General features: G+C 60.0%; 15 protein-coding genes and 1 tRNA gene. 10 read left to right on the forward strand and 6 right to left on the reverse strand.

Annotated elements, in window-relative coordinates; all coding sequences use genetic code 11:
* Positions 1-18: 18 nt before the first annotated feature.
* From A3EC_RS11915 to A3EC_RS0108805, 3 genes are all read right to left on the reverse strand, one after another.
* Positions 19-573: an ABC transporter ATP-binding protein gene (locus A3EC_RS11915; protein WP_018024816.1), complete on the reverse strand. Its 555-nt coding sequence runs from the start codon at positions 571-573 to the stop codon at positions 19-21.
* Between the two features lie 9 nt (positions 574-582).
* Complete coding sequence (locus A3EC_RS0108800) at positions 583-1,263, reverse strand: FtsX-like permease family protein (protein ID WP_018024817.1); 681 nt, start codon at positions 1,261-1,263, stop codon at positions 583-585.
* A gap of 119 nt (positions 1,264-1,382) precedes the next feature.
* Positions 1,383-1,952, reverse strand: coding sequence for an ATP-binding cassette domain-containing protein (locus A3EC_RS0108805; RefSeq protein WP_169331406.1), 570 nt, complete (start codon positions 1,950-1,952; stop codon positions 1,383-1,385).
* A 131-nt stretch (positions 1,953-2,083) separates the two neighbouring features.
* On the opposite strand from A3EC_RS0108805, the gene A3EC_RS12540 reads away from it, so the two are divergent.
* The 3 genes from A3EC_RS12540 to A3EC_RS0108820 are packed head-to-tail and all read left to right on the forward strand — an operon-like array spanning position 2,084 to position 4,019.
* Positions 2,084-2,653: a hypothetical protein gene (locus A3EC_RS12540; protein WP_026162355.1), complete on the forward strand. Its 570-nt coding sequence runs from the start codon at positions 2,084-2,086 to the stop codon at positions 2,651-2,653.
* Positions 2,631-3,332 (forward strand): sensor histidine kinase, encoded by a 702-nt coding sequence (locus tag A3EC_RS11920; protein ID WP_026162356.1) that lies wholly within the window; start codon positions 2,631-2,633, stop codon positions 3,330-3,332. Before A3EC_RS12540 ends, A3EC_RS11920 begins: the two co-directional genes overlap by 23 nt.
* A gap of 51 nt (positions 3,333-3,383) precedes the next feature.
* Positions 3,384-4,019: a response regulator transcription factor gene (locus tag A3EC_RS0108820; protein WP_018024819.1), complete on the forward strand. Its 636-nt coding sequence runs from the start codon at positions 3,384-3,386 to the stop codon at positions 4,017-4,019.
* 49 nt (positions 4,020-4,068) lie between these two features.
* Here A3EC_RS0108820 and purD read toward each other — a convergent pair whose 3' ends face one another.
* A complete protein-coding gene (gene purD, locus A3EC_RS0108825; protein WP_018024820.1) occupies positions 4,069-5,355 on the reverse strand; it encodes a phosphoribosylamine--glycine ligase in 1,287 nt (428 codons plus the stop codon).
* A gap of 40 nt (positions 5,356-5,395) precedes the next feature.
* Here purD and A3EC_RS0108830 point away from each other — a divergent pair, with 40 nt between their 5' ends.
* The 3 genes from A3EC_RS0108830 to A3EC_RS12545 are packed head-to-tail and all read left to right on the forward strand — an operon-like array spanning position 5,396 to position 7,419.
* On the forward strand, positions 5,396-5,806 hold the full coding sequence (locus tag A3EC_RS0108830; RefSeq protein WP_018024821.1) for an HIT family protein: 411 nt from the start codon (positions 5,396-5,398) through the stop codon (positions 5,804-5,806).
* Between the two features lie 3 nt (positions 5,807-5,809).
* Positions 5,810-6,649, forward strand: coding sequence for an esterase/lipase family protein (locus A3EC_RS0108835; RefSeq protein ID WP_018024822.1), 840 nt, complete (start codon positions 5,810-5,812; stop codon positions 6,647-6,649).
* Positions 6,646-7,419: an esterase/lipase family protein gene (locus tag A3EC_RS12545; RefSeq protein ID WP_018024823.1), complete on the forward strand. Its 774-nt coding sequence runs from the start codon at positions 6,646-6,648 to the stop codon at positions 7,417-7,419. The genes A3EC_RS0108835 and A3EC_RS12545 overlap by 4 nt, the downstream gene beginning before the upstream one ends.
* Here the strand turns inward: A3EC_RS12545 and A3EC_RS11930 are convergent.
* Positions 7,416-7,907, reverse strand: a complete 492-nt coding sequence (locus tag A3EC_RS11930) for an arsenate-mycothiol transferase ArsC (protein ID WP_342661862.1) — start codon at positions 7,905-7,907, stop codon at positions 7,416-7,418. The two genes, A3EC_RS12545 and A3EC_RS11930, sit on opposite strands and share 4 nt — an antisense overlap.
* 184 nt (positions 7,908-8,091) lie before the next feature.
* Between A3EC_RS11930 and A3EC_RS0108850 the strand changes: the two genes are divergently transcribed.
* Positions 8,092-9,252 (forward strand): ornithine cyclodeaminase family protein, encoded by a 1,161-nt coding sequence (locus tag A3EC_RS0108850; protein ID WP_018024825.1) that lies wholly within the window; start codon positions 8,092-8,094, stop codon positions 9,250-9,252.
* Between the two features lie 7 nt (positions 9,253-9,259).
* Here A3EC_RS0108850 and A3EC_RS0108855 read toward each other — a convergent pair.
* Positions 9,260-9,332, reverse strand: a tRNA-Thr gene (locus tag A3EC_RS0108855).
* 186 nt (positions 9,333-9,518) lie between these two features.
* Here A3EC_RS0108855 and A3EC_RS0108860 point away from each other — a divergent pair.
* The 3 genes from A3EC_RS0108860 to A3EC_RS0108870 are packed head-to-tail and all read left to right on the forward strand — an operon-like array spanning position 9,519 to position 11,919.
* On the forward strand, positions 9,519-9,890 hold the full coding sequence (locus A3EC_RS0108860) for a hypothetical protein (protein WP_018024826.1): 372 nt from the start codon (positions 9,519-9,521) through the stop codon (positions 9,888-9,890).
* 36 nt (positions 9,891-9,926) lie between these two features.
* Entirely contained in the window at positions 9,927-11,390 is a 1,464-nt protein-coding gene (locus A3EC_RS0108865; protein WP_018024827.1) for an alpha,alpha-trehalose-phosphate synthase (UDP-forming), read from the forward strand.
* 4 nt (positions 11,391-11,394) lie between these two features.
* Positions 11,395-11,919 (forward strand): META domain-containing protein, encoded by a 525-nt coding sequence (locus tag A3EC_RS0108870; RefSeq protein WP_018024828.1) that lies wholly within the window; start codon positions 11,395-11,397, stop codon positions 11,917-11,919.
* Positions 11,920-11,927: the final 8 nt, after the last annotated feature.

An 11,927-nucleotide genomic window follows, 5' to 3' on the forward strand; every position in this document is an offset into this window, starting at 1 on the left:
TTGCGGTGAGTTCTCCTTCTACTTTCCCGTCGACGACGCGGATAGTCCGGTCGGTTCGTCAGCGAACATCAAAATCGGGTTGTTCACCATGGCTCGGGCAATGCCGGCGCGTTGGCGTTGGCCACCGGAGACAGTGGCGGCATCGTTGTCGGCGACGTGGTCGATGGACAGCCGTGCCATCCGCTCTTCACTTTCGGCGACCGCAGCATCGCGGCGCTTCTTACCTTTCCACGACACCGGCAGCAGGACATTGTCGCGGATGGTGGCACCGTCCAGCAGGTGCGGTTGTTGGAATACGAAGCCGATGCGGTCTAGGCGCAGCGCTTCAAGCTGGCGCTGACTCATCGTTGTTAATTCGTTTCCGTCGACGTTGACGGTGCCTGCGGTCGGCAGGTCAATGCCGCTCAATGCGTACAGCAGGGTGGATTTTCCGCTGCCGGACGCCCCCATGATGGCGACGAATTCACCGCGTTGGATGTCAACGTCGATGCCACGGAGGACTTCCACTTTGCCGCCGCCAGGTAGGTCAAAGTGCTTTTCGACGCCACGGGCGCTGATCAATGGAGTGTTCATTTCAGGGTCCTAATCTTCTTGTCCCGCGACGTCGCGGGCGACTTGGGATGCAGGGAGTCGGTGCACTGCCAACGCGGTGACAGCGGCAATAACAGCGAGGATTTCGAGCGGGATTTCCGCTCCAGCGAACATGGACATTGGGTCAATTTGGAATCCGGAGGAGCCGAAGACACTTCCGGCTGTGCTCATCAGCAGGTTGACCAGTGGGTAGGACAGTGCGGTGGCGAGGATGGCACCGATGGTGGACGGCAACAGCATTTGGGTGAGCACGGCAGCGCGGTAGCTATTTGGCGGCCCGCCCAGCGCCTGCATGATAGAGCGGCGTCGCTGAGCTCGGACCATGAAGAGCCGGACGAAGAGCAAGGTGATCAGACCGACAATCAGCAAGGAGCCAACTTGAGTGGCGTAGTTGACGATGGTCAGGCCGTCGACAATGCCACCGAGCATTTCTTGGCGAATTCGCTCGGCGTCAGTGATGCGACCCGGTTCTACGTCATCCTTGTATCGGTCGACGATGGTTTGCGGTTCAACTCCGTCCGCGACGTCGATGAAGAAGACGGTAAATAGCCGTGGCCCGGAGTGCGCAGGAAGTTGGCCTAGCGCAGTTTTACCGCCTTGGCCCACGCTGGAGTACACCCCAACGATGGTGAAATCGCGGTTCTTGCCGTGCAAGGTCCGGCCGACTTCCATGCCGAGGTCCTTGGCATTTAGTTCGCTCAGCGCCAGTTCATTCGGTGCGGTCGGCGCGCGCCCTTCCTTGAAGTTTTGCGGATAGATACTGTGGTCGCCACTATCGACAACCAGGCTGACTAGGTCCCCTTCCGGGTCTCGCGTCGATGTGCACTATCTTGCAGCAGCCCCATCACCATCCGCGCGTTGGTCTCGTCCAGCGCAGAGGTTGGTTCATCAGCGAAGATATACGGCACGTCGGCACCGAGAACGCGGGCAATAGCGGCGCGTTGTTGCTGTCCACCGGATAGTTCGTGCGGCATGCGCGATGCGAGCCCTGCCAAACCCAACTCTGCCAACAGCTCGCGGGTGTGCGAGGCGGTCACCTTCTTCCCAATGAGTCCGGCAGCAACACGGATATTGTCCGCAATGGTCAGGGTTTCCAGCAGGTTGAAATCTTGAAATATGAAGCCACGCGCCGCCCGTCCCGGCGCAGTGACCTGCCCGGACGTAGGTTTTTCTAGTCCCGCCAGCACGGACATCAGCGTGGTATTGCCAGCGCCAGATGGCCCAGTCAGCACGAGTAGTTCCCCGGGCCGCACCTCTAGGTTTACGTTGGCTAACACAACGTTCTTGCCGAACTTTTTGCTCATTCCCCGGCAAAAGATAGGGGCTTGTTGACGTCGCGGGTCGGTGAGTAGCTGTTTCATGCTCTTCAGTTTTGCGAACATTTCTGCTGGTCAACATGGTCCCTATTGCCGCTTTTGTCGCACCCTGCTCTACTCAAAGACGGGAGCTAGCTCTACTGCTTTCGCCAGAGGCGTTCCGTAGTCTGAAAGCTATGACCTCTAGCACTGCGCCTTCACCTGAATCCCTGCGGTGGCCACCGGGGTTCCGTGGCAATCCACTCCGGTTTGTGCTGTCTTCGGCGGCGGGGCGTGCGGTGTTGTATGTGGTGTGTTTGGGGCTTGTCGCGATTCCGATTGCGCTGTTCACGGTGCTTAATTTTGTGTTTTTGCCATTCACTGCCGATTGGTCAGCTCGGGCATTTCGCCGTGGTGCTCAGGCGTTGGGTGTACCGGTTCCGGATCGTGCCACTGGGGTGCTCGACTTCCGCCGGATTGTGCTAATGCTAGTTCAAATTCTGTTAGCGCTGGTGGCGCTGATAGACGCCGCACTGTTCCTCACCATGGCGGCGGTGTCGGTGGCTTTGCCGTTCATTGAGCCAAACCCGCAAGATGTTCGCATTATTGGTGTGCCCACTAATTCTTTAGGTGAGCTGATTGTCGGTTGTGCTGTTCTCTTTGTCATTGCGGTGGTTTGCTTGGTGTACACCAGTTGGGTCATTGCCGGAGTGTCAGTGTCGTTGACCGCGCTGCTCGAGGGGGATGAAGGCCAGGCAGTTGCATGATGGCACCCAGTCCTATCTGGCGGCATTGAATCTGAATTTGGCGGCGGCTCAACTCGCCCTCGCCAAGTACCCGGAAACGCTTCCGCCGAACCCGCAGCTGCAAGCCGCACTTTCTGATGCCAAAGCAAACGCCCAGCACGCACTATCCTCGCTGCGCACCACGATTCGCGGTATCTATCCGCAAGTACTGCAAGATCATGGTCTTGCAGCCGCGTTGGATGAATTGGCATCGCATGCTGGTATTCAATGCCAGGTGCGGCACCAGTTTTCTGACGGCGGCGTAATCGTCGCTAAGCCCAAAGAAGCGGAACCACCATTGGCGGCCGCGACGGCGCTGTTGTTGTACCACGCAGCAGCGGAGGGGCTGACGAATGCGGTGAAGCACGGTGGGGCGAGCGTGGCGACGATTACGGTGACCTATGAGCAGCGGCGCGGGCAGCTGGAGCAGGTGCAACTGGCAGTGCAGAATGCGGTTGCGGACTCCACAGACCAAGCCCACATCAAAGCAGATACAGGGCGACGCGCAGAGCCCGGAACGGGGATTGCTGGGCTTCGAGAACGTGCCCGGGCGCTCGGCGGCGATGCGCAGTTCACACTCGACGGCGAACCTGGTGGGCAGACTGGGCACGAAGCCCACCGTGTTGGCGCGCTGTTGGTGTCGGCGCCTGCTGCGGCTTAACGGATGAGTTGACGCGCTTGAGTGAATTGGACCGAAGAAAAGGGAACTGGGATGCGCATTGTGCTTGCTGAAGATAATGCCCTGCTGCGTGCGGGGTTGACGCAGCTGCTCACTGCCGCTCGTCATGAAGTCACGGCAGTTTCGGACGCCGATGAGCTGCTAGCGGTTGCCGCCGATGCCCCACCGGACGTGGTGGTCTCCGACATCCGTATGCCACCGACGATGACTGACGACGGTTTGCGCGCTGCAGCGGAGCTTCGCCGTATCCACGCAGAGTTACCTGTGGTGATGCTGTCCCAGTATGTGGCGGCGGCCTATCTGGATTCGCTTATTGACGCTGGTGGCTTTGGGTATTTGTTAAAGGATCGGGTCGCTGAGGTCGAGGAGTTTCTTGCTACTGTCGACAAGGTCGCCGCGGGCGGCACCGTGGTGGATCCTGAGGTCGTGACGGTGCTGCTGCGGCGGAACACGTCCGGGATTGCTTCGCTCACAGAGCGAGAAACGGAGGTGCTGCAGCTGATGGCGGAAGGCCTAAGCAATACGCAGATTGCGGAAAAGCTGTATTTAAGCGCTGGTGCGGTGAGCAAAAACGTTGCCGCAGTCTTTATGAAGCTAGGTTTTACCCCGGAAGATGACAATCGGCGGGTCCGTGCGGTGCTCAAATGGCTCCGCGCGAATCCCGCCTAGATGTCTACTGACCTAGTTGGCCAGCGTGCCTAATGTGGCCTGCTGCCGATTACTGCGTTGGAATCGAAATCTTGCCTTCCACCGCTGGCAGCGCAATGTCCGTGCGGTAGTGCGAACCGGCCAGCTCAATGGTGTCTAGAACACGGTAGGCGTTGTCGCGGGCAGCAGCCAAAGTGTCACCGGTGCCAATCACGTTCAGCACGCGACCACCAGCGGACACAATCTTGCCGTCCTTTTCCGCAGTGCCGGCATGCAGCACACCGTCAGCTTCGCGGCCAGGCTGTGCACCGGTGATTTCGCCACCGACTACAGGAGATGCTGGGTAGTTCTCCGCTGCCAGCACCACGGTCAGCGCGTAACCATCGCGCCACTTGAGTTCCGGCTGCTCAGCCAGGGTGCCGGTAGCCACCGCATTCAGCACGCCTGCCAGTGGGGTTTCCAGCAGCGACAGCACTGGCTGGGTTTCTGGGTCACCGAAACGGCAGTTGAATTCAATAACCGCTGGACCATTCTTGCCCCACGCCAGACCGGCATACAGCAGACCGGAATATGGCACGCCGCGCGCAGCCATTTCCTTCACCACCGGTTCACACACTTCGCGGACAATGCGGTCAACACCGTCTTCCGGTAGCCACGGCAGCGGGCAGTATGCGCCCATGCCGCCGGTGTTCGGGCCGGTGTCACCGTCACCGACGCGCTTGTGGTCCTGCGCTGGAATCAGCGGCACCACAGTTTCGCCGTCAACCAGGCAGAAGAGGGACACTTCTGGACCGTCGAGGAAGCGTTCAAACAGCACTGGGTTGCCAGCGGCGAGCACCTCACGCGCATGCGCTTCCGCAGCGTCGCGCTCATCGGTCACGACAACACCCTTGCCGCCAGCGAGGCCATCATCCTTGACAACCCACGTTGGACCCATGTCGTCTAGGGCTGCTTCCAATGCGTCATCAAGCCCATCTTGGTCGGCACGCAGCACCACCGCATCAGCGGTAACGACCCCGGCGGCCTTCATAATGTCCTTCGCAAACTCCTTGGAGCCTTCAATCTGCGCGGCGGCCGCACTTGGGCCGAAGACCGCGAAACCGGCGTCACGCAGTGCGTCCGCTACCCCCGCAACCAATGGGATTTCCGGACCAATGACCACGAGGTCAATGTTTTCGGTCTTCGCCAATGCGACCAGACCGGCGGAGTCTTTCACATCAATATTGTGCAGGGTCGCCAGGTTGGACATACCGGCATTACCTGGGGCGACGTGCAGTGCAGTGACCTGCGGGTCGCGGCTGAGGGCGTAGAGAAGGGCGTGCTCGCGGGCACCGCCACCTATAACGAGAATGCGCATGCCCCCAACATTACCGGCAAGGATGACTACCCTTGGACCTATGGCTTCTGTCTTCACTCGCATCATCAGCGGCGAACTGCCGGGACGCTTCGTGTACCGGGACGAAAAGGTCGTCGCTTTCCTGACCATTGAACCAATTGCATACGGCCACACGTTGGTTGTGCCTATTGACGAAGTGGACCGCTGGACCGACCTGGAACCAGAACTGTGGGCCCACTTGAACGATGTCGCACAGAAAATTGGCGTGGCGGTGCGGGAATGCTTCGGCTCTGAACGCGCTGGCTACCTGATTGCTGGCTTTGAAGTGCCGCACACTCACATCCATGTCTTCCCGGCCAACGACATGTCTGGCTACGACCTGAGCAAGGTCAACCGCAACCCGGACCCAGCGGAAATGGATGCGGCAGCGGAGAAGCTACGCGCTGCGTTGGGCACCGAAAACCTGGCTTAAGTCGTGGAGCAGGCCAAAGGCCAGGAAACGGGCGGGGACCACGGCTCGGGCGCGGACCTGACGTCGGTTACCCGCCCACTGTCCACGCGTATTCCTGCCCGCGGCCTGTTTGAGGACGATTGGCGCGCCCGCCCCACCACGGAGCGGCCGTACCCAGTGGTGCTGGTGCACGGCACCACGACAACCAAGGGCGACTGGATGGAGCTCGGCCGGCAGCTGCGCGCAGCGGGTTGGGCAGTATTCGCCCCGGATTTCGGCAATCGGGCCACCGCCCCGCTGGAAGAATCGGCGGACCAGTTGGCGGCATATTTCGATGTCGTGCTGAAGGCCACCGGCGCGAAGAAGCTGATTCTGGTGGGCCATTCGCAAGGCGGCATCTTGTGCCGCATGTGGCTGGAGCAAGCGCCCGGCGCGAGACATAAGGTCAAGCACCTGGTGATGCTGGCTACCCCGAACCATGGCACGGAGATGGGCGGCATTATTAACCCACTGATCCGTTCCCCACGAGCCTCCTCTTTTGTGGACTCGGTAGTGCGGAATTGGTTTGGCCCGGCTGGTTTTGACCAAATCACCGGCACGAAGATTCTGGACCAGCTCAATGCAGACACCACCCCACTGCCGGGTGTGTCCTACACGTGCATTGCGACAAGGTCGGACACGCTGATTTACCCACCGGATTCCTGTTTCCTGTTCCGAAACGAACTGCCCGAAAAACCCGACGCTATCCGGAACCTGTGGGTGCAGGATTTTCACCCGCGGGCGATTGTGCTGCATGAAGATATGCCCTACGACCGGCGAGTTCGCGACATTGTGGTCGCTGACATTGAAAGGTTCACCCGGTGACTGCATCTGATCCGGCCCTAGCGTCATCTGATCCGACCCCAGCGCCGAAACGGTGGTGGCAGCGGCCCCTCGCGCTGGCGGTCGGCCCGCGCGGCACATTCGTCCCCGAACCGGCCGAGCGAGTGGCCGAGTATCGCGCCGGGCAGTTCTCTGCACAGCTCACCGATGCACCGCCGGTGGTGTGTATCCATGGCACGATCGCTGGTCCGGAGTGTTTTACACCGATCGCTCAGAGCCTGCGCGCCCGTGGACGGCTGGTGTATTCGCTAAGTTTCGGTAGCCGCGGCACGGACGCCATCACGGCGAATACTGCCGAAATTGCAGCGCTCATCCACGCCATTCTGGCTGATACTGGTGCCAGCCAGGTCGATCTAGTTGGCCATTCCCAAGGCGGCTACCAAGCCATGCACCTGCTGACTTCTGGGAGTCTCGCCCCAACCCAGGTCCGCCGCATCGTGTCTATCTCGGGTTGTTTCCGTGGCGTTCCACATCCGCGCTGGCTTTCGCTACGTCTCGCCCGCCGCGTCGCTGGCCAAGGCTTCGCGGATCTCCTCACCCGCCTGCCGTGGGAACTGCCCACGGCCCCGCCACAGTCACCGCCGCTGCTGTCGATCGCTTCTCGCACCGATCTCGTGGTGCCGTTTTCCTCTTCGCTTATTGACGATCAACAGTGGCCCGGAGCCAGAACAATCCTCTTAGACGGGCACGCGCACCACACTATTTTCGCCGCTGACGAAGTAGTCGAACTGGTCACCGCGGAGCTGAGCTAGAACTTGTCTTTCAGTTCCGTCGCTGGGTCGAACTCTGGATGTTCCTCATTCCAGCGGTCGATCAATTCGTCGACACGCTCTGCGATTTCCTCCCGCAACATCCGCATCCGTTTCATTCCGGTGATGCCACGTTCGGAAGGCTCGTCGACATCCCACCGCTCCACAGTGGATTCCTGTGGCACTAGGTCGGAAATATCGGCCTGACCGACGACAACGATGAGGTCGTAGCTATCGGCCAGCGACGCGGTGAGCTGCAGTGGGTCGCCGTCCATGCGGGCGCCAACTTCAGCAAGGGCTTCGCGGGCTTCTTCATTGACCCCACGTTCATTCGGGCTAACGTCCGTGCCGGCGGATTCAACGGGGATGTGCGGCGCACGGGACCGCAGGAGGCCTTCAGCCATGCGGGATTTGCCTTTGTTATGCGAGCAAACAAACAAGATACCGCTCATGTGATTCTCCTTTCCGGTACAAAACCGGTTCCCCCTCATGTATAGAGGAAAATCCTTGTGCTGACCGAAGAGCGGAAATGTGCTGCCCCATAAGTGTGTCCCGCCTCACCCTTTCCGGGGTCTCCTTTTGCACATAACAACCCAATCTCTGAAATTATGTCACTCTGGGTAGGTAAGACTGTTCTGGCAACGAGCGCCATTTCCCGTAACCGAAAGGCTTATCTTGAGTTCCGAATTTCCTACTTCCCCACGCATCGACATGCTCTACCTGTCCGAGCCGGACATGATCGCGGCGGGTGTCACCGACTCCGCCAAGTGTGTCGATGCCATGGAGGAAGTGCTGATTCTGCTGGCTGAAGGTGACTACCGCATGGCTGGTGCGTCTGCGAACTCCCACGGTGCACAGATCAACTTCCCGAAGAACCCTAAGTTCGAGAACATGCCAGCTGACGGCCCGGACCGCCGTTTCATGGCGATGCCTGCCTACATCGGCGGCCGCTTCAACAACGCCGGCGTGAAGTGGTACGGCTCCAACGCCGAAAACCGCAAGCACGACCTGCCACGCTCCATCCACGTGTTCGTGCTCAACGACTCCGTAACCGGCGCACCGAAAGCCATCATGTCTGCCAACCTGCTGTCGGCATACCGCACCGGCGCGGTCCCAGCAGTCGGCGTCAAGCACCTAGCGCTGGAGAACTCCACCGTCGCCGCAGTCATTGGGCCTGGTGTGATGAGCCGCTCCATCCTGGACGCCACCCTGTCGCAGCGCCCAGGCATTAAAACCCTCAAGGTCAAGGGCCGCTCCCTCGGCTCGACCCAGCGCTACGTCGATTGGGTGAAGGAGAGGTTCCCACAGCTCGAAGACGTTCGCATCGTGGAAACCGAGCAGGAAGCCATCGAAGGCTCCGACATTGTCATTGCCGCGACCTCCACTTCCCCAGACGGCCCCTCCGGGTTCCCATACTTTAAGAAGGAATGGATTAAGCCAGGCGCACTGTTGTTGCTGCCAGCGGCGGCGCGTTTTGACGATGACTTCATCAAGAGCGACGATGCCCGCCTAGTTGTGGACTACAAGGGCCTGTACTCCGAGTGGTTCAACGAAAACGGTCCGGATGTGACCTACGAAGTGCTGCTGGGCATCCCAGGCAACCGCTGGTGGGACATGAAGGAAGCCGGCGAGCTGCCAGAAGAGAAGCTGGTCAACATGGGTGACATCGCTTCCGGTAAGGCCACCGGCCGCACCAACGACGAGGAAATCTTCTGCTACTCCGTCGGCGGCATGCCAGTTGAAGACGTCGCTTGGGCAACCGACGTGTTGGACAACGCCATTGCCAAGGGCATTGGCACCAAGCTCAACCTGTGGGAAGCCCCAGAGCTGAGCTAGTTCTTTGAGCTGGAGACGAGACTTGAACTCGCAACCTACGCATTACAAGTGCGTTGCGCTACCAATTGCGCCACTCCAGCAATAGGGAACATCGTACATTCTCTGCCCCATTTCCCAAACACCGGGGCCAGGGTTCCGCGCCTGCCCCGACTGCGCTCCCCTGACCTGCCCCGCCCGACCTCGCTATAGTCGGCTATAATGGGTTGTTCCCAAAATGTGCGGATGCAACGTCTGCAAAGTCCGGCTGCAACGTCTCAGGAGGATCTGTGCCACCTAAGGTCACCGACAATCGTGCCAATACTAATGAAGCTCTCCATGCTGTGGAGGCGCAGACTGCGATTGATGCGCGGAAGATTGTGGCTAGTTACTCTGAAGATTTCTTCGACGCAGTCACTTTGATGTGCATGCTCGGTGTGGAGCCGGAGGGCTTGTCGCACGCGAAGGTCGCCGCGGAGCTGCAGACCGAGGAAGAGGAAGCTGCACCGAAGCGCACTCGGAAGAGGGCTGCGAAGAAGGCCGCTAAGAAGACGACGAAGAAGGCAGCCAAGAAGACCGCGAAAAAGGCGACGAAGAAGGCTGCGGCTAAGAAGGCGACCAAGAAGGCAGCAAAGAAGGTTGCGAAGAAGACCGCGCAGTAAGCTGCGGCATCCGGCGCCGCGCGGATTGCTTATCTGATGAGCGAAAACACAGCACGCAACCAGCCTGGCGAGCATCGCCGCAGTGATCTGGTGGTGGTCGCGAACCGCCTGCCGGTTGACCGGGTTAACCGACCGGATGGTTCTGCCCAGTGGGTGACATCCCCGGGTGGGTTGGTTACGGCGCTGCGCCCAGTGCTGGCAGGTGGCCGCGGTGCTTGGGTTGGTTGGCCGGGAATCGCCGATTTCGCTGCCGACCCTTTTATTTCCGACGAAGGCATCACTCTTTACCCGGTGGAATTAAGCACGGCGGAGTTCACCGAGTTCTACGAGGGTTTTTCCAACGCCACTCTCTGGCCGCTGTACCACTCCCTCATTGTGCCACCGGAGCTCCATAACGCCTGGTGGGATAGCTACTGTGCCGTCAATCGCCGCTTCGCTGAGGCCGCTGCTGCCCAAGCTGCCGAAGGCGCCACTGTTTGGGTGCAGGATTACCAACTTCAGCTTGTCCCGCGGATGCTTCGCGAACTCCGCCCCGATCTGACCATCGGCTTCTTCCTGCATATCCCGTTCCCGCCGGCCGAAATTTTCCGGCAGCTACCGTGGCGCACCGACATTGTTGACGGCTTGCTCGGCGCAGACCTGCTCGGTTTCCATTTGGCGTCCGGTGCGCAAAACTTTTTGGAGCTTGTTGACGAATTGGGCCACCACTCCCGCGGTGTGCCATCCGTCCGAGAAGTCACAAGCTTCGTCGATGTCGCGGACTCGGGCCGACAGGTTGGTGTCGGGGCGTTCCCAATTTCCATCGATACCGCCGCTGTGGTGGAGCTGGCGGAGCGGGCACAGGCCGACGGGAAACCGCAGCGGCTGCGCGACCGCCTCGGCAACCCAGACACATTGCTGTTGGGTGTGGACCGACTGGATTATACGAAGGGGATTTTGCATCGCTTGCAGGCCCTTGAGCAGCTGCTGGACTCCGGTGAATTGAACCCAGAGACCACGGTGATGGTTCAGGTGGCCACTCCGTCGCGGGAGCGTATTGAGCATTACCGGCAGACCCGGCTGGAAGTGGAACAGACAGTATCGCGGATTAATGGCAAGTTTGGTTCCGTGTGGCGGCCGGTGGTGCATTATGTGCACCGCCCGATGCCATTCGCGGAGATTGTCACCTTGTACTGCGCGGCCGACATCATGCTGGTCACGGCGCTGCGCGATGGAATGAACCTCGTGGCGAAAGAATACGTTGCTTGCCACAGTGACCTGTCTGGGGCGTTGGTGTTGTCGGAGTTCACGGGCGCGGCGCATGAACTCACGGAGGTGTATTTGTGCAACCCGTATGACCGCGATTCCATGTGCGAGGCCATTATGACCGCTATCGACGAACGCGATCACAGCCCCAACATCAGCAGGGACCGCATGTCGCACATGTTCGCGCGGGTGAACCAGCATGATGTGCAGTTGTGGGCTGATTCTTTCCTCGCGGCAATGGATAAGGAAGGCTAGTTCCATGGCGTTTTCACAGGCTTCCCGCACCCCGCGCACTCCGCACCGCATTGCGGCGCTTCTTGCTGCGGCGGCTATCTCTGCGGCTTCCTTGGTGGGATGCAGCAGCTCCGACCCAGTCGATTCCCCATTGGTGGACCGCACGTGGCAGATCACCGCAGCGTGGGATACTCCGGACGCTGCCTCCGATGCGCCGGTGTATGGTTTCACCGCCACCCCAGAGCTGGCGTTTAGCGAAAAGGGTGTCACGGGGAACACCGGTTGTGAGGCTTTTGTCGCCAAGGCGCAGTGGCCGGATGCGGAGCATGTCACCATTTCGAAGGTGAAGTTCAAGCCGACCCCACAGTCCGACAATGTTCTTGAGACCTGCACGGAAGATGCCCGCAATTTTGCAGACCGCGTCAAGCGGATCGTCGACGGCGAGTTTCAGCTTCACCGCGCTGAATCGGATATGCGACTGTCGCGTGCAGATGAGGACCCGGCTCCCGGCCAGTCGCCTCGCGGTCTGGGCCTGACCAGCGGCCGCTAATTCATTAG

The organism is Corynebacterium ulceribovis DSM 45146, from assembly GCF_000372445.1.
Lineage (GTDB): Bacteria > Actinomycetota > Actinomycetes > Mycobacteriales > Mycobacteriaceae > Corynebacterium > Corynebacterium ulceribovis.

Bases quoted from the DNA above. Each gene is read 5' to 3' on its own strand.
- A3EC_RS12540 (WP_026162355.1), top strand. From the start codon at position 2,084: ATGACCTCTAGCACTGCGCCTTCACCTGAATCCCTGCGGTGGCCACCG.
- A3EC_RS0108800 (WP_018024817.1), bottom strand. From the start codon at position 1,263: ATGGAAGTCGGCCGGACCTTGCACGGCAAGAACCGCGATTTCACCATC.
- A3EC_RS0108830 (WP_018024821.1), top strand. From the start codon at position 5,396: ATGGCTTCTGTCTTCACTCGCATCATCAGCGGCGAACTGCCGGGACGC.
- A3EC_RS11930 (WP_342661862.1), bottom strand. From the start codon at position 7,907: ATGAGGGGGAACCGGTTTTGTACCGGAAAGGAGAATCACATGAGCGGT.
- A3EC_RS0108805 (WP_169331406.1), bottom strand. From the start codon at position 1,952: ATGAAACAGCTACTCACCGACCCGCGACGTCAACAAGCCCCTATCTTT.
- A3EC_RS11915 (WP_018024816.1), bottom strand. From the start codon at position 573: ATGAACACTCCATTGATCAGCGCCCGTGGCGTCGAAAAGCACTTTGAC.
- A3EC_RS11920 (WP_026162356.1), top strand. From the start codon at position 2,631: ATGAAGGCCAGGCAGTTGCATGATGGCACCCAGTCCTATCTGGCGGCA.
- A3EC_RS0108820 (WP_018024819.1), top strand. From the start codon at position 3,384: ATGCGCATTGTGCTTGCTGAAGATAATGCCCTGCTGCGTGCGGGGTTG.
- A3EC_RS0108870 (WP_018024828.1), top strand. From the start codon at position 11,395: ATGGCGTTTTCACAGGCTTCCCGCACCCCGCGCACTCCGCACCGCATT.
- purD (WP_018024820.1), bottom strand. From the start codon at position 5,355: ATGCGCATTCTCGTTATAGGTGGCGGTGCCCGCGAGCACGCCCTTCTC.
- A3EC_RS0108865 (WP_018024827.1), top strand. From the start codon at position 9,927: ATGAGCGAAAACACAGCACGCAACCAGCCTGGCGAGCATCGCCGCAGT.